Source organism: Pseudomonas sp. IT-P395 (genome assembly GCF_949767675.1).
Lineage (GTDB): Bacteria > Pseudomonadota > Gammaproteobacteria > Pseudomonadales > Pseudomonadaceae > Aquipseudomonas.
Genome location: NZ_CATKPW010000007.1, coordinates 67,376 through 88,725, shown reverse-complemented (window position 1 = coordinate 88,725; position 21,350 = coordinate 67,376). Strand labels below are relative to the sequence as shown.

The window sequence follows — 21,350 nt, the reverse complement described above, 5'->3', positions numbered from 1 at the left end:
AACGTGCAAGTGACGATACGACTGTGAGCTTAGAACAGGGTTCAACGTTCGCCCGTTCGTCCCCCATATTTCCTCTAGGAGCTGCCGGAGGCTGCGATCTTTTGATCTTTTAAAAACAACATCAAAAGATCGCAGCCTCCGGCAGCTCCTACAATAGGCGCCTGAAGAGAAGGAATTCCATGCTCAATACTCTCGCGGTGGCCAATTACCGTTCGATCAACAAACTGGTGATCCCGCTCGGCCGCCTGAACCTGATCACCGGCCCCAACGGCAGCGGCAAGTCCAACCTCTATCGGGCCTTGCGCTTGCTGGCGGAAACCGCTCAGGGCGGGGTGGTCAATGCGCTGGCCCGTGAGGGTGGACTGGAGTCGACCTTCTGGGCCGGGCCGGAAACCATCAGCCGGCGTATGCGCAACGGCGAAGTGCCCATTCAGTCGACGGTGCGTCAGGCTGTGAAGCGACTGCGCTTGGGGTTCGCCGGGGAAGATTTCAGTTATTCGATCAGCCTCGGCCTGCCCGACTCCAACGGGCACTTCATGTTGCCCGAACATTCACGGCCGATACCCTCGCGCTTCAGCCTTGACCCGCAGATCAAGCGCGAGTGCATCTGGGCCGGCGCGCTTTACCGTCCCGCCAGCCTGCTGGTGGATCGTGACGGGCCGATGATCCGCGCACGCGCCGAGCGCCAATGGGATGTACTGGCGCAACACACGCCGAACTTCGACAGCCTCTTCGATCAGGTCGGCAGCCTGCGCAGCTCGCCGGAAGTGTTTCAGATGCGTGAGTTCATTCGTCGCTGGCGCTTTTACGATCACTTTCGCAGCGATGCCGATGCACCGGTGCGCCAGCCGCAATTGGGCACACGCACGCCGGTGCTGCATCACGATGGGCGGGATCTGGCGGCGGCGTTGCAGACCATCATCGAGATTGGTGATGGCGACGCCATGCGTGCGGCGATTACCGATGCGTTTCCTGGCGCACGGCTGCATATCGAAGCGCAGGCCGGCGGACGGTTTGCCATCGAGTTTTATCAGGAAGGCTTGTTGCGGCCGTTATCGGCGGCGGAACTGTCGGACGGGACGTTGCGCTATCTGCTGCTGGTCGCCGCGCTGCTGACGCCGAGACCGCCGACGCTGATGGTATTGAACGAACCGGAAACCAGTTTGCACCCGGATCTGTTGCCAGCGCTGGCGCGGCTGATCATTCGCGCGTCGGAGCAGTGTCAGGTGTGGGTGGTGTCGCATGCGCGGCGGTTGATTTCGGCGTTGCAGGAAGACCCGGAGTGCAATTGCATCGTGCTGGAGAAAACCCTGGGGCAGACCGGGATTGTCGGGCAGCGAGTGCTGGATGAGCCGGCGTGGCATTGGCCGGATTGAGTGATTCAGGCAAAAGCCCCTCACCCTAACCCTCTCCCAGAGGGAGAGGGGACTGACCGGAGTTGTTCTTTCTAGTTACGCCGACATGTAAGTCTCGAGTTGAACGCAGGTTTTTGAAAAGCCCAGAGATCGGCTCCCTCTCTACAGGGAGAGGGGCCTGACCGCGGATGTTCGGGAATTACGCCGACCTGAAAATGCTGTTGTGAATCCATAATCGACTCGGCTTTTCAGGTCGATGTCTAATGCAGGACACCTCGGTCGGCTCCCTCTCCCTCGGGAGAGGGCTGGGGTAAGGGGCAGGCCTCACCACAGACTCAGCGGGCAATCACCCCTGCCACTTGCCACCCTCGACAATCACGCTCTCAGGCTTGGTGTCATCGCTCAGCTCTTTACGCACATATTGGTCGTACAGCTTGAGCAGATACTTCTCCTCACCCAGCTTGCTCAGCTCAGTATTCACCCAGTCACGCAACTCGATATTGCCCTTCTTCACCGCCGGCGCAATCGGCGCTTCTGCACCCAATTTGTCATCCAGCACACGATAACCCGGGTTCTGCTTGGCCCAGCTGAACAACACCAGATTGTCCTGTGCATAAGCATCGCCTCGACCATTGGCCAGGGCCTGCAGCGACTCGGAGTTTTTCTCGAACTTCAGCAGTTTCCAGTCCGGGTGATTCTTGGTCAGCCAGATATCGGCAGTGGTGCCGGTGGTGACGATGGTGGTGCGGGACGCCAGGTCATCAAGGTTTTTCACCGAGCTGCTCTGCGGCACCAGCGCCTGCACCGCAACCTTGAGGTTCGGGTTGGTGAATTCCACCGCTTCCTTGCGCTCCGGGGTTACGGTCATGTTGGCGAGAATCAGGTCGACCTTGTCGCTTTGCAGGAACGGGATACGGCTTGCCGGTTCGACGGCAACGAACTCGACCTTGTTTTCATCACCGAGCAGATCCTTGGCGAAACGGCGGCCAATGTCGGTATCGAAGCCGACGTAGCGCCCGGCCTCATCGACAAAACCGAATGGCGGCTTGTCGGTAAAGACGCCAACGATCAGTTTGTCGCGAGCCTTGATCTTGTCCAGGTAACCGGCCGGCGCGGAGCTTTCGCTGGCAACCTTCGGCTTTGGCGGTTCTTCGGTTTTGCTGCAACCGGCAAGTAAGGCGAGGCTCAGTAGGGGCAGTAAAAAAGCGGCAGTTTTCATAACAGTTCCAGTTCCTTTGTCGGATTCGTTTTTGGCAGTGTTGCCACGAAGGAGAACTTCTCCAGAAACTGCTGCGCGCGTGCGGTTTGCGGGTTCGTAAAGAAAATCTCGGGCGGGTTCTGTTCAAGGATGCGCCCGGCATCCATGAACACGATGCGGTCGGCCACCGCGCGGGCGAAGGCCATTTCATGGGTGACGATCAACAGGGTCATGCCTTCGCGGGCCAGGCCCTGAATGACCTGCAAAACTTCCTTGACCATTTCCGGGTCGAGGGCAGCGGTGACTTCGTCGAAGAGCATTACGCGCGGGTTCATGCACAGCGAACGGACAATGGCGATGCGTTGCTGCTGGCCGCCGGAGAGCTGACGCGGGAAAGCATCGCGCTTGTCCGCCAGGCCCACGCGTTCGAGCAGCGCTTCGGCTTGCTGCTGCGCCTCGCGGCGCTGGCGCTTCTGCACCTTGAGCGGGCCGAGCAGCAGATTGTCGAGCACGCTCATGTGCGGGAACAGGTGATAACTCTGGAACACCATGCCGATCTGCTGACGGATCTCGCGCCAGTCAGTGGACTTGCCCAGCAACTCGCGGCCGACAAATTTCAGGCTGCCGCTGTGAGCCTCTTCCAGACCGTTGAGGCAACGCAGCAAGGTGCTTTTGCCGCAGCCGCTGGGGCCGAGAATGACGATCACTTCGCCGCTCTGCACCTGCAGATCAATGCCGTTAAGCACCTGCTGCTCGCCATAGAATTTGTTGAAGCCGTGAAACTCGATCAATGCGCTCATGCTTGCGTCCAGCGCCGCTCCAGCACGCGCGAGGCGGCTGACAGCGGGTAGCAGATGAAAAAGAAAAACAGGAACAACGCGCCGTAGATCAGCACCGATTCGTAAGTGCGCTCGATGATCTGCTGGCCGACCTTGATCACGTCAACCACACCGATCAACACCGCCAGCGAGCTGGTCTTGATGATCCGCGTGTAGACGTTGATGGTCGGCGGCGTCATGCGCTTCAGTGCTTGCGGCAGCAGCACATAGCCATAAAGTTGCGCGGCGTTCAGACCTATCGACAGCCCCGCTTCACGCTGCCCGCGTGGCAACGAATGCAGCGCTCCGCGCGCCACTTCACCCACCTCGCTGGCGCCCCACAGCGACAGCACCAGCACCGCGCACCAAAAGCTGGGAATGCTCAGGCCGAAGAAAATCGGCAGACCGAAGAACAACAGATACAACCAGACCAGCACCGGAATCGCCCGGAACAGCTCCAGATAGACCCGCAAAATCGCGTTCAGCCATGTCACGTTGAGCGTGCGCAACACGCCGTAGAGCACGCCACCGACGGTGCTGATGGCGATGCTCAGAAACGAGATCGACAAGGTTTGTCCGGCGCCCTTGGCCAATTGCGGCAACGACACCCAGAGCAACTCAAGACCCGAACTGGCCATGCTGGAGCCTCCTTTCCAGACGGCTGAGCAACAGCGACAGCGGCAAGAACAGCAGCACGCAGATCAGCGTCAGCACGGCGAGCATTTCGTAGGTTTTGTAATAGAGCGCGATGTAGCTCTTGGTGGTGTAGAGGATTTCCGGCACCGCCACCGCCGAGACCACGGTGGTTTCCTTGAGCAGGAAAATGAAATTGGCGAACAGCGACGGCAGGCTGAGAATCCCCGCTTGCGGCAGGATCACGTAGCGCAGCAATTGGCCGTGGGACAGGCCGATCGAGCGCCCTGATTCCAGTTGCGCCTGCGGCACCGCATCGACGCCGGCACGCAATACTTCGGTGAGATAGGCGCCACCGAGGAAGGTCATGGTGATGATCGCGGCGGTGAAACCGGAAACCTGGACCCCCACTGCCGGCAAGGCGAAGTAGACGAAAAACAACTGGATCAACAGCGGCGTGTTGCGCGCCAGCTCCACATACAGGCCGACCAGTTTTTGTAGGTATGGCGTGCGGAACACCAGAATCGTCGCGTTGAGCAGCGCCACCAACAGCGAGGTGCCGATGGCGATGAATCCGACCTGCAGCGTCACGCCCACGGCTTTGAGAAACGCCGGCAGGGTGCTGAGGATAAATGCGTAATCAAAAGTCATGAAACGTCCTGGACGCCGCTCGGTAAGCGACGGTGGTGCACTCCATGGACAGCGGGTGGCTGTCCGGCAGACACCGACTTTATAGATATAAAAACAAGAATTTAAATACCGTTAAAGCATATTGATATCACCCAAAAAACTATCTTGTGGGTTTGCCGGGAAGGAATAAGAAGGCTATTTTTCTTTGCGCTGTAGGACGGATCTTTTTTTCACGAAAGCCCTCCAAGGACGAACAGCTTTTGGCCAGACTCACCCGGCCAAACTCATAACAAGGAAGAGAACATGGACGTAAAAGTGCCGCAGCGACTGGATCCGCAGGAGATTGTGAAATTGTTGGTGGCGTTGAGGCGGGCGTTGAAGGCTCAGGTTGCCTGAGAATCAAGAGCACCCTCACCCCAGCCCTCTCCCCGAGGGAGAGGGGGCTGACCGAGGTGTCTGGCGTCATACATCGACCTGAAAGACCGAGTCGATTATGGATTCGGCAGAGATCTTTCACGTCGGCGTATTGCGTCAATATCCCCCATTCAGTCCCCTCTACCTCTGGGCGGTCCGACGTTTCGGGAGGGTTAGGGTGAGGGCCGCTTTCCGCACGCACACAAAAACGCCGATGACCATCGCTGGCCATCGGCGTTTTCACACCTTGAAGGGGGTGGTTCCAGCGTCAGATCAGAACGCCGGCAGTACCGCGCCGTTGTACTTCTTCTCGATGAACGCTTTGACTTCCGGGCTGGTCAGGGCTTTGGCCAGTTTCTGGATCGCGTCGCTGTTCTTGTTGTCCTCACGGGCCACCAGGAAGTTCACGTATGGCGAGTCAGCGCCTTCAATCACCAGCGCATCTTTCTGCGGGTTCAGCTTGGCTTCGAGGGCGTAGTTGGTGTTGATCATGTCCAGATCAACTTCCTTCAGAACGCGTGGCAGCAGGGCCGATTCCAGTTCCTTGAACTTGAAATTGTGCGGGTTCTTGGCGATGTCTTTCGGCGTTGCCAGCGCGTTTTTCGGGTCTTTCAATTCGATCAGGCCAGCCTTCTGCAGCAGGATCAGTGCGCGGCCGCTGTTGCTGCCTTCGTTCGGGATGGCGATGGTCGCGCCATCCGGCAGTTCAGCCAGGGTCTTGTACTTGCTCGAGTAACCACCGAACGGTTCAACGTGCACGCCCTGCACAGTCACCAGGTACTTGGACTTGTCGTCCTTGTATTTACCCTGGTTGAAGCTGTTCAGATACGGCAGGGTCTGGAAGTAGTTGGCGTCCAGACGCTTCTCGCCAACCTGTACGTTCGGCTGAACGTAGTCGGTGAACACTTTGATTTCCAGATCCACGCCTTCTTTGGCCAGGGTCGGTTTGATCAGTTCAAGGATTTCAGCGTGCGGCACCGGGGTCGCCGCAACCACCAGTTTCTCGCCGGCATTGGCCAGGGAAGCAGTCAGAGCAGCCGCCAATGCGGTAAACAACAGAACCTTTTTCATGCAGTGTCCTTATCGAAAATCACGGTCGTCATCGACGACGGCATTAATACGTGTGCCAGTGAAGTGATATCGCTGGCGTGGGTCGGACAATACCGGGATTTTTTATTCCCGGACAATAACGTTTATTCAGCTTCATATTCCATTTTGTTCATGTTGAACGAAACGGTTACAAACCCTCACTCAAACGAATCAGCAAATCTTTCAAGGCCTTACGCTCATCGACGCTACCGCCGATGTTGATTTGTGCAACCAGCCGTTCGATCTGAAGCTGCGGCCCAGACACCTCGGGCAGATTCAGGTGCTCCGGCAGAATTTCGTCGCCGGTGCTCACCAGCAAGGCAAAGTGAATGACGTTTTCCAGCTCGCGGGTGTTGCCCGGCCAACTGTGTTGTTCGAGCACATGCTGCGCCGCTTCGCTGATCAATGGCACCGGCAAGTCCAGACGCTGGCTATAGATGCCAAGGAAATACTCGGCCAGCGAAAGAATGTCGCCGATGCGCGCGCGCAAGGCGGGCAACTCCAGTTGCCCTTCGCTCAAATAGTGATAAAGGCGCTCATGAAATTTTCCGGCGTCCACCGCTTGCGCCAGATCGATGCTGGTCGCCGCGACCAGGCGCACATCCACCGGGCTCGGCTGATGCGCTCCGACACGGGTGACTTCGTGGTTTTCCAGCGCTGCCAGTAGTTTGATCTGGATCGGCAGCGGCAAGTCGCCGATTTCATCCAGGTACAAGGTGCCGCCATTGGCCGAACCGAACCAGCCCGCGCGACTGCTCGCCGAACCGCTGTAGGTGCCGGCGGCATAGCCAAACAGTTCTGCATCGGCGTAGGTCGGGCTGATGGCGCCGCAATTGACAGAGACGAACAGACCACTACGATCGCTGGCGCGATGGATGTGCCGGGCGAGCAGTTCCTTGCCGGTACCGGTCTCGCCACGTATCAACACCGAGACCGATCGTGGCGCCAATTGCTCAAGCTCTTCACGCAACTGACGCGAGCGCGGATCGACAAACACCAGCGCTTTGGCGCGAATGCTCAGGGGGCTTTTTTCTGCATCGGGAAAGGTCAGCAACGGCTGACCGAACGTTTCGAAACTCATGGCGGACTCCCGCCCAAAACCGCCGGGAGACGGGGGCGTTGAAAGAAATAAAATCAGGCGCGGCGGCGGGCCTGGTGTTCCAAGCGGTTTTGCAGGCGATAGAGATAGGCAAAACCCTGCTCCCAACGCTGATGCCCGGACTTGACGTTGATGTGTCCGGCGCCAGCAAGAATCCCCGCTTCGGCGCCCCAGTTGCGCGCCAGTTCAAGCGCTCGCGGTGCACTGACGGCAGCATCGTTATCGGAGCTGACCACCTGGCTCGGGAACGGCAGCAGATCCGTCGGAATCGGTGCGAAGTTGCGCAGCGCCGGCGCGCAGGCCGGACGCTCGACGTCCGCTGGCGCGACCAGCAAGGCACCGCGTACCTGACGCAGGTATTGCAGCGGCGCCGTGGCTGCCCAATGGGCAACGGTGATGCAGCCGAGGCTGTGGGCGATAAGAATGACCGGCGTGCTGTCGGCTGCAATCGCCTCGGCCAGTGCCGCCACCCAGTCTTCACGACGCGGCGTCAGCCAATCGGCCTGCTCGACCCGCGCGCTGTTCGGCAGGCTGTTTTGCCAGTGGCTTTGCCAATGATCTTCTGGCGATCCTTGCCAGCCCGGCACAATCAGGTAGCGGATTGATTCGTTGCGCATGGGGAGCTCTCCTGCGTCGTGTCTGTTCCTGGACGAGTATAGGGAGGGGATTTATATTCGTTAAGGAATAAGAAGCTATTTATTAAGATCTGAATTGAATATGCGATTTGTGCATGGCTTGAAATCTTTTCCCCCTCACCCCAGCCCTCTCCCTCATGGGGGCGAGGGGGAAAGGGAGCCGATCTATGCGGTTTTCAGATTTGGAGTTCGACTGGATATTTCAGGTCGGTGTAACTCGTAAGAACAACGCGATCAGTCCCCTCTCCCTCTGGGAGAGGGCTAGGGTGAGGGCTTTGCTTCTAATGCCAGAAATAAAAAAAGGGCCGCACCCTGCCAAGGAGACGGCCCCGGAAAAACGTAAAATCTGTCACCGCGCAGTAATCACCGACAACTTGGTAATCCCCGCCCGTTCAATCGAAGCCATCGCCCGCGCCACTTCGCCGTAGTTCACCCCGTCATCGGCCTGCAATTGCACGCGCACTTCCGGGTCCTTGGCCTTGGCCGACTTGAGGTTGAATTCCAGCAAGTCCGGCTGAATCTCGTCCTTGTTGATAAACAGCTTGCCGGCGCCATCGATGCTCACCACCAGCGGGTCCTTCTGCTCGACCGGCGCCACCGCTTCGGTCTTCGGCAGGTTGATCGGGATCGCGTTGGTCAGCAGCGGCGCGGTGACGATAAACACCACCAGCAGCACCAGCATCACGTCCACCAGCGGCGTCACGTTGATCTCGCTGAGCACCTCATCACTGTCTTGCGTGGAGAAGGCCATATCAGGACGCCTCCTTCACTTTTGCTGCGTTGCCGCTTGCTGCGACCTTGTGCGCAGTCGGGTGGATCAATACGCGGAACGCACTCTTCTGCGCCAGGCTGTAGAAGTCGTGGGCGAAGTCATCCAGATCCGCCGCCGTCAGTTTCAACCGACGCAAAAAGTAGTTGTAAACCAGCACCGCTGGCACCGCGACGGCGATCCCCACACCCGTGGCGACCAGTGCCGCACCGATCGGCCCGGCCACCGTTTCCAGGCTCGCCGAACCGGCCGCGCTGATGCCTTTCAACGCTTCCATGATTCCCCACACCGTGCCGAACAAACCAACGAACGGCGAGGTGCTGCCAATACTTGCGACCACCGCCAGACCGGTTTCCAGAGAACGGCGTTCGCGGACGATCTGCTGGCGCAAGGCGCGCTCAAGGCGATCCTGATGGTTGATCGCCTGGCTCAAATCATTGGCCTGTGGCGCCTCGCCCACCTGAATCGCCGCGTAACCGGCCTGCGCCACCCGCGCCGCAGCGCCGGGTTGGGTTTCGCTCAATTCAGCGGCGGAATCGAGACTGGACGCCGCCCAGAAGCGTTTATGAAAACGCCGGTCCTGCGCCTTCAGACGCCCGAATTGCCAAGCCTTGAGCAATGCCAGGCCCCAAGTGGCGACGGAAAAAACCACCAGCAGCCAGATCACCGCGCTTTCGATGGATTCCAGTGGAGATGCCAGTAACGTCATGATGTATTCCTCGTGTAAACGTTTCGCGCGAATTTGGTTTCGGTTTAATGAATCTTGAAATCGATGGGCACGCTGACCCAGCCGTCCTGGGCGACATCACCCTGCTTGGCCGGGACGAAACTCCAACGCTTCACGGCGTTCAGCGCCGCGTCGTCGAGCTGCTGCCGGCCGCTGCTTTTGGCTATCTGGATCTCACCCGGCTTGCCGCTGGCCAGCACATGCACACGCAGCAACACCGTGCCTTCCCAGCCGCGACGCTGAGCCAGCGACGGGTATTCCGGCGCCGGGTTTTTCAGGTACGCGGCATTCGCTGAGGCCGGGGTTACCGGTGCCGGCGCGGGGGGAGCAGGTGGCGCTGGCGCGGCAACCGGGGCAGCCGGTTGTGGCGGCGTCGGTGGTTGCTCCACGGCTTTCGGTGCTGGTTTGGGTGCCTGTTTAACCACCGGTTTGGGTTTCGGAACCGGTTTGGGCGGCGGCGGTTTTACCGCCAGTTCGTCTTCCACTGGCGGTGGTGGCTCAACCACAGGCGCGGGCGGCGGTGGCTCGACAACCGGTGGCGCTGGCGGCGCCGGGCGCGAGAATTCGATGGTCATCGGCGGAATTTCCGGCGGCACAATCGGCAGCACCGGCGTCGGCTTCTGGCTGATCCAGTAGATCACCGCGCCATGCACCACCAACGCGAGCACGCCAAGCAGAAAAGTTTCGCGCCGACTCAGAATGCCCTTGGGCGCACGTTGCAAACGCAACTGCCCCAGCGGCACACGATGCGGCCGGCCGAGATCGACCAACTCGCCACCCGGCGTCTGACGCCACAGCAATTCCTCTGCGCTGGCGGCGGTCTGGACATTGCCCATTGATTCACTCCCTGCGGTCTTTTTGCGTTCTCTACAAAAACTGCCGATCGACCGTTTGTTGAATCCCCCACGGTGGATCGATGGGTGAATCATTGGGCTTGTCGCTTATCTCCGAAAGTAATCTTTAACGTTATGCATAGGTCCTTATGGAATATAAGAATTGATCAATTCCGCCAAAGCCACGTGCCACGCGGGCTGCAGCGATGGGTGAAAAAACGCATGCTTTTCAGGCATTGAAAGTATTCATTCAACGCATCAAATTCGCCTGAGCCGGTTTTGCAGGACAACTAATACCAAGTAGATAGTTGATTATTATTTTTTCCCGGAACAACAAAAAAGGCCGGCACACTTTCGTGCGGCGGCCTTTATCGATTGCGCGTGGGTTATTGTTTGACGAATTCCCCTGCAAGGGTCACTACTTCACCGTCAAAGTTAGTACGGGAACCGGCCGCGCGCACTTTTGCGTAATTGTGATCAGGAGAAAACAATGACCATGCTTGAAATCCGCTATTACCATTCAGACCGACAAACGTGATGGTGGTAGGTTGTCCGGTGCTGTTCTGGAAATGGTAATGCCCGTAGCTGACGTCATAGTTAACGCCGCCCTGGCTGAACGTGCCGCTGAATGTACCGTTGGCGTCGTTGCCATCGGTAATCGTCAGTTTGGCGCCAGCGTTGGCGTTTACATAAGTGCCATTAATGCTCGACATGATTCGAATTCCTTTATCGTTGGGATAAGTGTCTTCCGATGAGAGCAAGTTTCCTCCTGGAAACTCACGACAGTCAGGATGGTTGGACATTCAACTATTGTCCACGCGAGTGACTAACGAAATTGCAATAAGCAGCCTTCAACTCGCTCATAACTTATCGCCGTTCGTTCGAGCACTAATTCCAATTCAACTAACGACTGGTATTGGCTTGCTGCACGTTGACAACCGGTAAATTAACCGCCGTCTCCGAGCGTGGCGTACCCGCTGGCACCCAGTCATAACTCACAGGTAACGCCCGATAGACCCAGTTGCTGATCGCATCGCTGCCCGGCGCTTTGCCCAGATACGGGCTGACGTATTCCCAGACGTTCTCACCGTTGGCCGTCACCTGGAAAAACCGCCCGTTCATGCCCTCGTCGATCAACGTGTTGCCATTGGGCAAGCGCCGAGCACTGCTGATAAACGAACTGTAGAACGCCCACCCCGGTTGCTTCGAATTGGCTGCGCTGTATTGCCAGACGATCTGGTTTTTCACCGGGTCGATTTCCAACACCCGCGAACCGGAAATCAGCCCAAGAGTGACATTGGGATAACCCGCCGAACCCTGGTTGTCGAACACCAGCAAGTTACCGGCACCAGGCAATCCCGCCGGGATTATGTGTGCATCATGCTGACCGACAAACTGATCCACAGGACGCGGCAGTTTCTGCGCGGTTTTCGGGTTGATCAGCGGCAAATTCGGTCCGAGACGCCAGACCACTTTGCCGCTGCTTTTATCAATGATCGCGATGAAGTTGGCATTGCGTGAGTCGATCAACAGGTTATCCGGATTGAAGCGCTTGTCACCGGCATCGAACCACTTGTTCGGCCCCACCAGACTGAGGTTGTTGATGTGCAGGTAATCCGGATTTTCACTGGCACGCACCAGCTTCAACTGCTCGGCGGTGAAGCCGAATTCATTGAGATGCTCCGAGGCCAGCCACTGCCATTTCACCGCGCCTTCGGGGCTGACTTCATAGATCGCATCGTCGATCACCTCGGGCACTTTGAAGCCTTTGACCTTGTGCACCTTGTTCGCCAGCACCACGGTGTTGCCGTTGCTCAAACGACGCTGATCATGGTGCTGCTGAGCCGCGCCACCGGGCGCCTTGTCGCCCCACTGCCAAACGACATTGCCATTCCAGTCCAGCTCGCCGACGCTCTGATTGCCCAGCCCGTTGCCGGCCGAACCGAGCTTGCCGGGATCCTTTTCACTCAGTTGCAGCAACACATGCCCACGCTCGCCGCCGACCAGTTTCGGGTCGATGATCGCTGACGGGAAACCTGCCTGTGGCCAGGTTTTCACCTCGTTGCCGTTCATATCGATCAGGTGCGTCTGTTTGTCGGCGCCGCTGAAAATCACGTACTGATTGAAGGCCTTGTTCGGGTCATAACGGGTCACGCCGGTCGGGTAAACACTCGGTGCGGCGAAGGCGCCAGCACTGAGCACTGCGCCGGACAGCAACACCGGCAAAGCGGTTTTGATACGCAACATGATGCAGCTCCTTGAGTGACGAATCAGAAGTCGTAGCGACCGGTGACGCCCAGCGTGCGCGGTGTGCCGAGCAGGCCTTCATAGCCGCCGTTGCCGCCCGTCCACAGGGTTGTGTAATAGGTTTTGTCGAAAGCGTTTTTCAGCCACAGCGACACGTCCCACTGGCCTTGGTTGAAGTCGCCGCGCAGGCCGGTGGAAAAGTTGACCACGGCGTAACTCGGGATCTGCCCGTAGTCGGAATCCTCGACCGTACCGACGGCTTTCGAGCGGAATGCATAGCTCGCGGTGACGTAAGGTTCGAAGCCGTTATCCAGATTCCATTTGTATTCGCCGTTGGCGTTGCCGATCCATTTCGAAGCGCCGACCACTTGATGGCCGCTGAGGTCGCAAGACGCTGGAGCCCCCGGCGCCTGGCTGACTTCGGGCGGGCACGGGGCATCTTTGTACGAGAGGTAGCTGACGTCGTTGTAAGAGCCGTTGATGTTCAAGGTCAGGCCGCGCAGCGGGATCACCGTGCTTTCGAACTCGACACCGCGCGAACGCACGGAACCAGCGTTGGTCAGGTATTGCACGCGGTTTTCGGCGTCGTAGGCGTTGGTCTGGTAAGCGTTGACCTGCGTCCAGAAAACGTTGGCGTTGAGTTGCAGACGGTGATCCCACAGCGTGCTTTTGAAACCGAGTTCGGCGTTGTTCGCGCGTTCGGTGCCGATCAGCAGTGAATCGGCGCCGGCCACCGGAGCGGAACCCACCGCGAGGTTAACCCCGCCGGATTTCTCGCCGTGGGACACCGTGGCATAACCCAATACATCATCGGTGATGCGATAGCTTAGGTTGAGCAGCCCGGACGGACTGGAGCTGTACTGATTCAAATCGCCAGAATCGTAAGCGCCGGTACGACCACGTCGTGCGGTGGCCGCCGCGCCTGTTACAGCAGCGCCACCAATCGGCGCATCGCGCGTGACCCAGGCAGATTTCTCTTCATACGTGCCACGCACCCCGGCGGTGAAGTCCAGCCGCTCGGTAAGGTGCCAGGTGCCTTGGGCGAACAACGCAAAACTGTCGGTCTTGATATGGCCGTTGCCGACACTGGTGACGTTGGCCAGCGCACCGGGCGCCGTACCATTCCAGATATCCGCTTGCGGTCCGTAATAGGCGAAGGATTTATTGTCCAGATCCGAGCCGAAGTAGTAAGCGCCGACGACGTAATCAAAGAACTCGCCCTTGGGCGAGGCCAGGCGAAATTCCTGCGAATACTGTTTGTCCTCCACCGACACCCCGGCGTTGTAACTCGCCGGCACGTTGAGGCCGTCGTCGTTGCGCGGGGTGAAATTCCAGAAGCGATAGGAGCTGATTGAGGTCAGCGTGAAGTCGCTCGGCAGCGTCCAGTTGGCTTCCACCGACGTGCCACCCTGATGCACGGTAACGTGCTGGTCGTTGTCCAGATTGACCTTGCGGTGCGAACCGTTGACCAATGTTGCGCCGGCCGCGTTGGCGCGCGACTGGTACAGGTTGACGCCGTTGATGGTCGGCCCGGTGTTGTAGAGCACGCGGGTGCCGGCGCTGGAATCCTCCTCGTTGTAGTCACCGATCCAGCGCAGGTTGAAATCTTCATTGGGCTTGAATAGCAGTTGCGCGCGGAAGCCATCGCGCGAGCCGCCATTCAAATCATGGCCGTCGTATTCGTTTTTGATGTCACCGTCGCTGCGTGTGCGGTAGGCCGAAAAACGCCCGGCCAGTTGATCGTTGAGCGGGCCGGAAATGGTGCCCTTGGTCTGGAAATACCCGTCCTCGCCGACCGAGGTTTCGATGCTGCGTTCGGGCGTGAAGGTTGGCGCGCGGGTGCTGATATTGATCACCCCGGCGGTGGTGTTTTTGCCGAACAGCGTGCCCTGCGGCCCACGCAAGACTTCGAGCTGTTCGATGTCCATCAAGTCAAACACCGCCATCCCCGGGCGGCCCAGATAGACGTTGTCGATGTACAGGCCGACGCTGCCTTCCAGGCCATCGCTGGCCGGGTTATTACCCAAGCCACGGATCGACACGCTGGACTGGCGTGCGTGCATGTAGGCGACGTTGACGCTGGGCACCAATTGCTGCAGATCCTGAATCCGGTAGACCCGCTGCGTCTCCAGATTCTGCCCGCTGACCACGCTCATGGGCGTCGGTACGTCCTGCGAACTTTCCTCGCGGCGGCGGGTGGTGACGGTCACGGTTTCCAGTTGCGAATTGTTTGCGGCAGGCTTGCCGGCCGGCACTGGTGCCGGGGTTTCAGCATCGGCGGCGTAGCCGTGAGTCCAGCTCGCGCTCCCTGCCAGCAACAGGGCCAGAGGCAGGCGTTTGAGCCGTCGTGGCGTTAAGGGTGACGCAAGGTTCAACGGACTCATGGCGCGGCTCCTGGTCAAAAAACACACAGACATCTTCAACGCTGTATATTCTTTTAGGTTATTTATTTATGTTTTTACAAAGATTTACTGCATAAGAGATTGCCTTTATAAGGAGTCGACGTAATGCATATCCAATGCATTTCCCGGATATTTTTTATGTGAAAAATGCATATCGACTTGCGCCAACTTCGTCACTTCATCGCCTTGGCTGAACAACGCAGCTTCGTCGCCGGCGCGCAGGCGGTGAACCTGTCGCAGTCGGCGTTCAGCCGCAGCATTCAGGCGCTTGAGCACAGCGTCGGCTGTCAGTTGGTTGATCGCGGGCGCAAGGAATTGCCACCGACCAAACAAGGTCAGGTCTTGCTCGAACATGCGCGGCGGCTGGTCAGCGGCGCGCAGCAGATGGCCAACGAGATCAGCCAGTTCAATGGGCTGGAGGCCGGGGAATTGCGCTTCGGATGTGGGCCTGCGCCGGCGGCAGGTTTGATTCCTCGGGCGATTGGCAGCTTCATCGGGCGCTATCCGAAAGCGCGGGTGCAGTTTCAGGTCGATGACTGGCAGAGCCTGAGCAAGCGATTACTCAGCGAAGAGTTTGAATTCTTTGTCGCTGACACTCGGCACTTCGAGGCGGATCCGGATTACCTGACCTACCGGCTGCGACCGCGCAAGTGGCATTTCTGTTGCCGCGCGGGGCATCCATTGGCCGGGTTTGATCGGGTCACCGCCGAGCAATTGATGAGCTATCCGCTGGCGGTAAGTATTCGTCCGCCGAACCTGCGCAAGGTCATTGTCGACCTCAGTGGGCGGCCGGATTTCACGCCGAATGTCGAATGTGAAAACAGCTCCAGTTTGCTCAGTGTGGTGCTGCGTTCGGATGCGATCGGGATTGTCGGGGCATATTCCGATGCGCTGCATCAAGCCAAGGGAGAGTTGATGTGTTTGCGCATCGAAGGGTTGGCCGATGATCTTGAGGAGTTGTACACCCGTTACGGGATCGTCAGCCGGGCGGGGTATCGGTTGTCGCCGTTGGCCGAGGCGATGATTGAGCAGATCAAGGCGATTGATGCGGTAGATGAGGAGGTCTGTTCACTGGACGGACTCGCTGTCTGATCTACCGCTATCGCGAGCAGGCTCACTCCTGCATTTGAAATGCGCTCACCTGTAGGAGTGAGCCTGCTCGCGATGGCGTCAGTTCAGGCACCGATGCACTGCCTGCATAAAACCCATTCCCCAAATGCACTTGCCGAACACCCCCGGCGAAAGCGAAAACCCTCGCCTGTCCCATTGACCGGTGAACCCCATGCCCACCCCGCCAAACCCCGTGCGCAACGTGCTGTACATCATGTGCGACCAACTGCGCCGCGATTACCTGTCCTGCTACGGCCATCCGCATTTGCACACGCCGAACATCGATCGCCTCGCCGCTGCCGGCGTGCGTTTCAGCCGCGCCTACACCCAAGGCACGATCTGCGGCCCGTCGCGGATGTCGGCTTATACCGGGCGCTACGTCAGCAGCCATCAGGTGGCGTGGAACGCCGTGCCGTTACCGCTGGAAGAACTGACCCTCGGCGATTATCTGCGTCCTCACGGCATCCGCACCGCCCTGGTCGGCAAGACCCACGCGACGGCGAATATCGATGCCTTGCAACGCCTGGCGATCAATCCCGAAAGCGAACAGGCCGAAATCCTCAACGAAGTCGGCTTCGAACCCTACATGCGCCATGACGGCATCTATCCCGACGACCCACTGTTCGACGACAAACGCGAATCCGCGCCCTACACCCATTACCTGCGCGAACACGGTTTCGACGGCAAAAACCCCTGGCACGACTGGGCCAATGCCGCCGAAGGCGAAAACGGCGAAATCCTCAGCGGCTGGAAAATGCGTCATGCGAATTTGCCAGCACGAATACCCGAGCAACACTCAGAGACTGTCTACACTACAAATCGAGCCATCGACTTCATCACCGAGCAAGGCGAGAAATCGTGGTGTTTACACCTTTCCTATATCAAACCGCACTGGCCCTACATCGTACCAGCGCCGTACCACGCCTTGTACAGTACGAAATCGATTCTCGAAGCGACACGCGCGACGCCCTCCGAAGCCAGCAAACACCCCGTATACACTGCCTTTCGCCAGCATGAGGAAAGCCTCAACTTCTCCCGTGAATCAGTACGATTGACTGTAATCCCTACGTACATGGGCCTGATCAAGCAGGTGGACGATCAACTCGGCCGCTTATTCGACTTTTTGCAAAGCAACGGTCGTTGGGATGACACGCTGATCGTGTTTACCAGCGATCACGGCGACTTCCTCGGTGATCACTGGCTCGGCGAGAAGGAGTTTTTGCTGGAGCAGGCGGTGGGGGTGCCGTTGATCGTGCGCGATCCTCGGGCGGCGGCAGATGTCACGCGCGGAACGGTGGATGATCGACTGGCGGAAACCATTGATGCGTTGCCGACATTCCTCGAGGCACTAGGATTGCCGGGGGCGGAGCATCGGCTTGAAGGGCGTTCGTTGATCCCGCTTCTACACGGCGAAAACCCGGACTGGCGCCACTATGCGATCAGTGAATACGACTACGCCTTCCAGGCGCCGGCGCGGGAGCGTTTGGGTCAGCCGATCGATCGTTGCCGGATGACCATGGTGCGTAGCGAGCGCTGGAAATACCTGGCGTACGACGGCTTTCGACCGCAGTTGTTTGATCTACTCAATGATCCGCAGGAGTTGCGTGACCTGGGGGCTGACCCGGCGTATGCGGCGGTGCGCGAGGAGCATGCGGGGTATTTGTTTGAGTGGGTGCGGGGTTTGAAGCGGCGCACGACCATCAGCCATCAGGAGATTGATTGGCGGGGGCAGCGGTTTCGTTATGGTGAGCCGGAGAGCGAGAAGGTTGTTCAGATTGGTGTTTGGTAGTGGGAAGAGCCCCTCACCCTAACCCTCTCCCGGAGGGAGAGGGGACTGACCGAGTTGTTTTTTAGCTATACGCCAACCTGAAATATCAAGGTTGAACTCAGGCTCGAAAAGCCCCCAATCGGCTCCCTCTCCCTCTCCCTCAGGGAGAGGGCTGGGGTGAGGGGCTGTTGATCTTCAGTCACGACCTTTGATGGTTTGACTGCGTTGCCCATTCGCGCCCACCGGCACTTCACCCTTGAGCGTCACCCGCCGCACCACCCGATCCTGAGTGCCGTAATCATCAATCGCGTAATGCTGCGTCGAACGGTTATCCCAGATCGCCACATCACCGGCCTTCCAGCGCCAGCGCACGGTGTTTTCCTGACGAATCACATGGCTCTGCAACAGCCCGAACAGATGCGCCGAATCCGCCTGCGAATAACCCTTGATACGTTTGACGAAATGCCCCAGCAACAAGCTCTTCTCGCCGCTGATCGGGTGCACGCGCACCACCGGGTGTTCGGTCTCGTAAACGGTGGAAGTGAAGACCTTGCGATAACGCTCAAGCTTCTCCGCCGAGACGTCCGGCTTGGCGCTCGCGTAGTCGTATTCGTTGCTGTGCACGGCGACCAGTTTGTCGGCCAGTTCACGCAGCTCGGTCGGCAAGCCGTTGTACGCCGTCGCGGTGTTGGCCCACAGGGTGTCGCCACCGAATGCCGGTGCCACCACGGAGCGCAGGATCGAGGCTTTCGGGTAAGCGTCGACGAAGGTCACGTCGGTGTGCCAGGAGTTGGCGCGCTGACCTTCAGCGCCGTCCAGTTCGAGCAGATAACGCGTGCCTTCACGCGACGGCACAGTCGGGTGCGCTACGGGTTCGCCGAGCAGATGGGCGAAAGCTTCCTGACGCTGATCGTCGAGCTGGGTCTGTTCGCGGAAGAACACGACTTTGTACTGAACCAGCGCCTGCTGAATGGCTTCGACGGTGGCGGCGTCCAGTTCACCGGACAAATGCACGCCACGGATCTCGGCGCCGATACGACCGGCTACCGGGTGGATTTCCAGCGCGTGGACAGCGGGTTTTACTGCGAGTGCGGCATTGCTCATGGGTAGACCCTCATCGACTGCTTACGGTTAGGCGGCAGCGAAACAACGCTCTATCTATATTCCATTTACATCTAATAGATATTCACATGCTTCGTTGACGGAATAAGAGCTTGCATTTAAAACCTCTAGTAACCCTCGTCGCAAATGCCTTCGAGCTATTTTTAGGATGCCGGAAAAGCATATGGATCTTCGCCAGTTGCGTTACTTCATCGCCCTCAACGAACACCGCAGTTTTGTCCGTGCGGCGGACGCAATGGGCATCACTCAACCGGCGTTCAGTCGCAGTATTCAGGGGTTGGAGCAGGAGTTCGGCTGCGTGCTGGTGGATCGCGGCAACAAGGATTTGCGCCCCACGCCTGAAGGTCAGGTGGTGCTGCAGCACGCCCTGAGCCTGGTGCAGGGCGCGGCGCTGCTCAGTGCCGAAGTGACGCAGATGACCAAGCTCGATGCCGGCGAGGTGCACTTCGGTTGCGGTCCGGCGCCGGCGGTGAAATTGGTGCCGGACGCGGTAGCGCAATTCATCAACGCGCACCCGAAAGTGCGCACCTGTTTTCAGGTGGATAACTGGGAAAAACTCAGTCGCGCGTTGAGCCGTGAAGAGATCGAGTTCTTTATCGCCGACATCCGCCACTTCGAGTCCGACCCGAACTTCCAGACCCAGGCACTGACACCCAAGCGTGGGGTGTTTTTCTGCCGGCCGGGGCATCCGTTATTGGCCAAGGAAAGCCTGTCGACCAACGACATGTTCGACTACCCGCTGGCGACCACGCTGATCCCGCCGGGAATTCGCAAATTGCTGGCGAACCTCAGCGGCCGCATCGATTTTTCCCCGACCATCGAGACCGAGCACTTTCCGGCGCTGGTGAAAGTGGTGCTGCAATCGAATGCGATTGGCGTGGGCACGGAGGAGGCGTTTGTCGAGGACATTGCCAAGGGTTCGCTGGTGTTGCTGCACTGGCGCAATCTGCCGCAGAACCTGGAGAGCATGAATGCGCGCTGCGGGATTGTCAGTCGTACCGGGTTTCGGCTGTCGCCGGCGGCACGGGCGATGATCGAGACGTTGGTGGCGGTGGATCGGCAGGAAGTCAGCGTCGCCGTTTAAAGGGTTCGTTCCCACGCAGAGCGTGGGAACGATCGGTGTACGTTAGAGCTTGGCTGCTGCCAACTCAGGCGCCACCCAATCGGTGACCTTGAACGACTTGCGAATCAGCTTCTGCTGCGCCGCCAGATCCACCTTGTCCTGCAAGCTGCCGAGGAACACCGGATCCAGTGTCGACGGGAACACTTCGCTCAATTTCTGATCCTGCAGATCCTGCGTCAGGATCACCGGTGGATAACTGGCCAAACCCGAGACCAGTTGCACGTAAGCCGCCTTGTTGCTGTCCTCGGTCAGCCACTCAACCGCCTGCTGCTGCGCCTTGAGCAATTTCGCCACCGCTTCCGGGTGCGCGTCGACAAACTTGCCCGTGCCGACCAGTACCGACTGCACGCTGCCTGCGCCACCGAGATCCTTGGTGTTCAGCGGCAACTCGGCCAGCCCCTTGGCCTGCAATGCGGTCAACCCGGAGCTGCCCCATGACGCATCGATCTGCTTGGCTGCCAACGCCGCGACCGCAGCATTGAAATCCAGATTGATCACTTTCAGATCCTTCTCGCTCAGACCCTGACTGGCCAGCGCCGCATCAAACGACAACTGGGTTGCCGTGCCTCGGAAGATCGCCACGCGTTTGCCTTTCAGATCCTGCAGAGTCTTGATCCCTGACCCCGGCACCACGCCCAGATACTGTTTTACCCCACGCGCACTGGCGCTGAGCAAACGCGTATCCAGGCCATTGGACTTGCCGATGATTGCCGCCAGATCACCCAGATACGCCAGATCGACCTGACCATTGGCAAACGCCTCGTTGATCACCGGCCCGGCACCTTTGAAGAAACTCCACTGAATCTTGATGCCCTGATCGGCGAAGGCTTTTTCAAAAATCTGTTGATCGCGCAGCACATCGACCACCCCGCCGCCGCTGTGCTGGGTGCCGGCGCTCAGGTCGGGCACGGCGATTCTGATTTCCTTGAGTTCGTCGGCATGCGCGGTGAACGCCAGCAGGCCCGCCAGAGCAGGCACGGCAAACAGACTGAAAACACGTTTGAAGGGGAGGTTCATGGGTGCAGCTCCTTGATCACGACGGGCGTTGAGGAGCCGAAAGTAGGCCGAATGCACACCTTCGCTTAAATACTATAAACGCACATTTTTATAGCTTTTAACGCTAAGCGAGCAGTAGCGCGGCTTGCAGCGGCGTATGCATTAACAGCATCGAAAATATTCTTCGAATGCATTGGATGCGTGTGGGTTGGAAGCCTTAAATGGCGCTGCTTATCTCTAAAACTAACTTATTAACGATTATTTATAACTATTAGCTCTTAGTTAATACCGCGAGAGTTCGCAGCCTTCGGCAGCTCCTACAGGGGTCAATTCAAGGACGCATTCCCCCGTAGGAGCTGCCGAAGGCTGCGATCTTTTGATC

The 21,350-nt window shown here is 58.5% G+C and carries 19 protein-coding genes; 4 read left to right on the top strand and 15 right to left on the bottom strand.

The genetic code is table 11. The annotated features are described in order from the left end of the window. Nucleotides 1-179: 179 nt before the first annotated feature. A complete protein-coding gene (locus ACM6IN_RS06520) occupies nt 180-1,376 on the top strand; it encodes an AAA family ATPase (RefSeq protein ID WP_007918718.1) in 1,197 nt (398 codons plus the stop codon). Nucleotides 1,377-1,701: 325 nt separating this feature from the next. Here ACM6IN_RS06520 and ACM6IN_RS06515 read toward each other — a convergent pair whose 3' ends face one another. The 13 genes from ACM6IN_RS06515 to ACM6IN_RS06455 all read right to left on the bottom strand — a co-directional run bounded on the left by ACM6IN_RS06515 (nt 1,702) and on the right by ACM6IN_RS06455 (nt 14,831). After that, nucleotides 1,702-2,574, bottom strand: coding sequence for a transporter substrate-binding domain-containing protein (locus tag ACM6IN_RS06515; protein ID WP_007918717.1), 873 nt, complete (start codon nt 2,572-2,574; stop codon nt 1,702-1,704). Then, a complete protein-coding gene (locus ACM6IN_RS06510; RefSeq protein ID WP_095113916.1) occupies nt 2,571-3,353 on the bottom strand; it encodes an amino acid ABC transporter ATP-binding protein in 783 nt (260 codons plus the stop codon). Before ACM6IN_RS06510 ends, ACM6IN_RS06515 begins: the two co-directional genes overlap by 4 nt. After that, nucleotides 3,350-4,009, bottom strand: coding sequence for an amino acid ABC transporter permease (locus ACM6IN_RS06505; RefSeq protein ID WP_007918714.1), 660 nt, complete (start codon nt 4,007-4,009; stop codon nt 3,350-3,352). Before ACM6IN_RS06505 ends, ACM6IN_RS06510 begins: the two co-directional genes overlap by 4 nt. Beyond that, nucleotides 3,990-4,655: an amino acid ABC transporter permease gene (locus ACM6IN_RS06500; protein ID WP_095113915.1), complete on the bottom strand. Its 666-nt coding sequence runs from the start codon at nt 4,653-4,655 to the stop codon at nt 3,990-3,992. The genes ACM6IN_RS06505 and ACM6IN_RS06500 overlap by 20 nt, the downstream gene beginning before the upstream one ends. A 666-nt stretch (nt 4,656-5,321) precedes the next feature. Further along, the gene (locus ACM6IN_RS06495) at nt 5,322-6,119 is read right to left on the bottom strand and encodes a MetQ/NlpA family ABC transporter substrate-binding protein (RefSeq protein WP_007918708.1); all 798 of its coding nucleotides are present in this window, start codon (nt 6,117-6,119) and stop codon (nt 5,322-5,324) included. 166 nt (nt 6,120-6,285) lie between these two features. Next, nucleotides 6,286-7,218: a sigma 54-interacting transcriptional regulator gene (locus tag ACM6IN_RS06490; RefSeq protein ID WP_007950263.1), complete on the bottom strand. Its 933-nt coding sequence runs from the start codon at nt 7,216-7,218 to the stop codon at nt 6,286-6,288. Between the two features lie 53 nt (nt 7,219-7,271). After that, nucleotides 7,272-7,853, bottom strand: coding sequence for an alpha/beta hydrolase (locus tag ACM6IN_RS06485; protein WP_414915625.1), 582 nt, complete (start codon nt 7,851-7,853; stop codon nt 7,272-7,274). Between the two features lie 367 nt (nt 7,854-8,220). After that, the gene (locus ACM6IN_RS06480; protein ID WP_003220570.1) at nt 8,221-8,622 is read right to left on the bottom strand and encodes an ExbD/TolR family protein; all 402 of its coding nucleotides are present in this window, start codon (nt 8,620-8,622) and stop codon (nt 8,221-8,223) included. Between the two features lies 1 nt (nt 8,623). Beyond that, nucleotides 8,624-9,349 carry a MotA/TolQ/ExbB proton channel family protein gene (locus ACM6IN_RS06475; RefSeq protein ID WP_414915624.1) on the bottom strand — a complete coding sequence of 242 codons (726 nt, stop codon included), beginning with the start codon at nt 9,347-9,349 and terminating at the stop codon, nt 8,624-8,626. A gap of 44 nt (nt 9,350-9,393) precedes the next feature. Next, entirely contained in the window at nt 9,394-10,203 is an 810-nt protein-coding gene (locus ACM6IN_RS06470) for an energy transducer TonB (RefSeq protein WP_414915623.1), read from the bottom strand. 383 nt (nt 10,204-10,586) lie between these two features. Continuing rightward, nucleotides 10,587-10,913 carry a hypothetical protein gene (locus ACM6IN_RS06465; protein WP_007919145.1) on the bottom strand — a complete coding sequence of 109 codons (327 nt, stop codon included), beginning with the start codon at nt 10,911-10,913 and terminating at the stop codon, nt 10,587-10,589. Nucleotides 10,914-11,103: 190 nt separating this feature from the next. After that, entirely contained in the window at nt 11,104-12,447 is a 1,344-nt protein-coding gene (locus ACM6IN_RS06460) for an aryl-sulfate sulfotransferase (RefSeq protein ID WP_414915622.1), read from the bottom strand. Between the two features lie 23 nt (nt 12,448-12,470). Then, complete coding sequence (locus tag ACM6IN_RS06455) at nt 12,471-14,831, bottom strand: TonB-dependent receptor (protein WP_414915621.1); 2,361 nt, start codon at nt 14,829-14,831, stop codon at nt 12,471-12,473. Nucleotides 14,832-14,996: 165 nt separating this feature from the next. Between ACM6IN_RS06455 and ACM6IN_RS06450 the strand changes: the two genes are divergently transcribed. Together ACM6IN_RS06450 and ACM6IN_RS06445 are read left to right on the top strand one after the other, a co-directional pair. Beyond that, nucleotides 14,997-15,941, top strand: coding sequence for a LysR family transcriptional regulator (locus ACM6IN_RS06450; protein ID WP_007919139.1), 945 nt, complete (start codon nt 14,997-14,999; stop codon nt 15,939-15,941). 190 nt (nt 15,942-16,131) lie between these two features. Next, nucleotides 16,132-17,748 carry an alkaline phosphatase family protein gene (locus ACM6IN_RS06445; RefSeq protein WP_414915620.1) on the top strand — a complete coding sequence of 539 codons (1,617 nt, stop codon included), beginning with the start codon at nt 16,132-16,134 and terminating at the stop codon, nt 17,746-17,748. A gap of 174 nt (nt 17,749-17,922) precedes the next feature. Here the strand turns inward: ACM6IN_RS06445 and ACM6IN_RS06440 are convergent, their stop codons facing one another. Beyond that, nucleotides 17,923-18,831, bottom strand: coding sequence for a TauD/TfdA dioxygenase family protein (locus ACM6IN_RS06440; protein ID WP_095113908.1), 909 nt, complete (start codon nt 18,829-18,831; stop codon nt 17,923-17,925). 181 nt (nt 18,832-19,012) lie between these two features. Between ACM6IN_RS06440 and ACM6IN_RS06435 the strand changes: the two genes are divergently transcribed. Beyond that, entirely contained in the window at nt 19,013-19,933 is a 921-nt protein-coding gene (locus ACM6IN_RS06435; RefSeq protein ID WP_007917649.1) for a LysR family transcriptional regulator, read from the top strand. Nucleotides 19,934-19,975: 42 nt separating this feature from the next. On the opposite strand, the gene ACM6IN_RS06430 is transcribed toward ACM6IN_RS06435, so the two are convergent. Beyond that, nucleotides 19,976-20,989 (bottom strand): ABC transporter substrate-binding protein, encoded by a 1,014-nt coding sequence (locus ACM6IN_RS06430; protein ID WP_095113907.1) that lies wholly within the window; start codon nt 20,987-20,989, stop codon nt 19,976-19,978. Between the last annotated feature and the right edge of the window lie 361 nt (nt 20,990-21,350).

What these genes read in the sequence shown, in the direction of transcription:
- ACM6IN_RS06470 (WP_414915623.1), bottom strand. Translation starts at nt 10,203, where the DNA reads ATGGGCAATGTCCAGACCGCCGCCAGCGCAGAGGAATTGCTGTGGCGT.
- ACM6IN_RS06500 (WP_095113915.1), bottom strand. Translation starts at nt 4,655, where the DNA reads ATGACTTTTGATTACGCATTTATCCTCAGCACCCTGCCGGCGTTTCTC.
- ACM6IN_RS06495 (WP_007918708.1), bottom strand. Translation starts at nt 6,119, where the DNA reads ATGAAAAAGGTTCTGTTGTTTACCGCATTGGCGGCTGCTCTGACTGCT.
- ACM6IN_RS06435 (WP_007917649.1), top strand. Translation starts at nt 19,013, where the DNA reads ATGGATCTTCGCCAGTTGCGTTACTTCATCGCCCTCAACGAACACCGC.
- ACM6IN_RS06505 (WP_007918714.1), bottom strand. Translation starts at nt 4,009, where the DNA reads ATGGCCAGTTCGGGTCTTGAGTTGCTCTGGGTGTCGTTGCCGCAATTG.
- ACM6IN_RS06510 (WP_095113916.1), bottom strand. Translation starts at nt 3,353, where the DNA reads ATGAGCGCATTGATCGAGTTTCACGGCTTCAACAAATTCTATGGCGAG.
- ACM6IN_RS06440 (WP_095113908.1), bottom strand. Translation starts at nt 18,831, where the DNA reads ATGAGCAATGCCGCACTCGCAGTAAAACCCGCTGTCCACGCGCTGGAA.
- ACM6IN_RS06465 (WP_007919145.1), bottom strand. Translation starts at nt 10,913, where the DNA reads ATGTCGAGCATTAATGGCACTTATGTAAACGCCAACGCTGGCGCCAAA.
- ACM6IN_RS06515 (WP_007918717.1), bottom strand. Translation starts at nt 2,574, where the DNA reads ATGAAAACTGCCGCTTTTTTACTGCCCCTACTGAGCCTCGCCTTACTT.
- ACM6IN_RS06455 (WP_414915621.1), bottom strand. Translation starts at nt 14,831, where the DNA reads ATGAGTCCGTTGAACCTTGCGTCACCCTTAACGCCACGACGGCTCAAA.
- ACM6IN_RS06480 (WP_003220570.1), bottom strand. Translation starts at nt 8,622, where the DNA reads ATGGCCTTCTCCACGCAAGACAGTGATGAGGTGCTCAGCGAGATCAAC.
- ACM6IN_RS06520 (WP_007918718.1), top strand. Translation starts at nt 180, where the DNA reads ATGCTCAATACTCTCGCGGTGGCCAATTACCGTTCGATCAACAAACTG.
- ACM6IN_RS06460 (WP_414915622.1), bottom strand. Translation starts at nt 12,447, where the DNA reads ATGTTGCGTATCAAAACCGCTTTGCCGGTGTTGCTGTCCGGCGCAGTG.
- ACM6IN_RS06485 (WP_414915625.1), bottom strand. Translation starts at nt 7,853, where the DNA reads ATGCGCAACGAATCAATCCGCTACCTGATTGTGCCGGGCTGGCAAGGA.
- ACM6IN_RS06490 (WP_007950263.1), bottom strand. Translation starts at nt 7,218, where the DNA reads ATGAGTTTCGAAACGTTCGGTCAGCCGTTGCTGACCTTTCCCGATGCA.
- ACM6IN_RS06445 (WP_414915620.1), top strand. Translation starts at nt 16,132, where the DNA reads ATGCCCACCCCGCCAAACCCCGTGCGCAACGTGCTGTACATCATGTGC.
- ACM6IN_RS06475 (WP_414915624.1), bottom strand. Translation starts at nt 9,349, where the DNA reads ATGACGTTACTGGCATCTCCACTGGAATCCATCGAAAGCGCGGTGATC.
- ACM6IN_RS06450 (WP_007919139.1), top strand. Translation starts at nt 14,997, where the DNA reads ATGCATATCGACTTGCGCCAACTTCGTCACTTCATCGCCTTGGCTGAA.
- ACM6IN_RS06430 (WP_095113907.1), bottom strand. Translation starts at nt 20,989, where the DNA reads ATGAACCTCCCCTTCAAACGTGTTTTCAGTCTGTTTGCCGTGCCTGCT.